Genomic DNA, 562 nt, shown 5'->3' with positions numbered 1-562 from the left:
CTAGTATATATGGTATATATATATATGTATATATATTGATTTAAAGAGATGGAAAACCAATCTAGATTCCTTAAATTCTTAAAAAAACAATTAATAAGGAGGAGGACATACAATGAATTCGCAACTTTTTCCTATAGAATCTATTGTAATTTTAAAAGAAGGTACAAAGAAACTTATGATTTTTGGGCGAAAACAAAAAGTAGCAACAGATGAGGTAAGAAAATTCGATTATATGGGATGTCCTTATCCAGAAGGCTATATTAATCCAGATTTCACTTATTTATTTAATCATGATGATATTCAAGAAGTTGTTTCAACTGGATATGAAGATCAGGAAGAGCGTACTTTCCAAAAAAATGTATTATCTAAAATAAAATAAGAAATAATGTAAAAAACTGTTTAAACAAGCAGTTTTTTTTACATTATTTCTTATTAGTGATGCAGCAAACGGATCTTTTATTGGAGTGGAATAAGCTTGGATGTTTTTATAGAAATTAATATAGAAACTGATGGAATCAAATTTAACAAAGGTGATTGGAATCATGATGGTAAACAGGATTCG

General features: G+C 27.4%; 1 protein-coding gene. It reads left to right on the top strand.

Annotation, left to right across the window (positions count from 1 at the left end; genetic code table 11):
* The first annotated feature begins 112 nt into the window (after positions 1–112).
* Entirely contained in the window at positions 113–379 is a 267-nt protein-coding gene (locus OXT04_RS29550; protein ID WP_097822747.1) for a DUF4176 domain-containing protein, read from the top strand.
* The last annotated feature ends 183 nt before the right edge of the window (positions 380–562 follow it).

The organism is Bacillus sp. GC_Bacil_1 (assembly GCF_026540675.1).
In the GTDB taxonomy this organism is placed as follows: Bacteria; Bacillota; Bacilli; order Bacillales; family Bacillaceae_G; genus Bacillus_A; species Bacillus_A cereus.
The sequence above is the reverse complement of the archived record's forward strand: the minus strand, read 5'-3'. Positions and strand labels throughout refer to the sequence as shown.

Excerpts from the sequence above, each read along its gene's own strand:
- OXT04_RS29550 (WP_097822747.1), top strand. The coding sequence starts at position 113 with ATGAATTCGCAACTTTTTCCTATAGAATCTATTGTAATTTTAAAAGAA.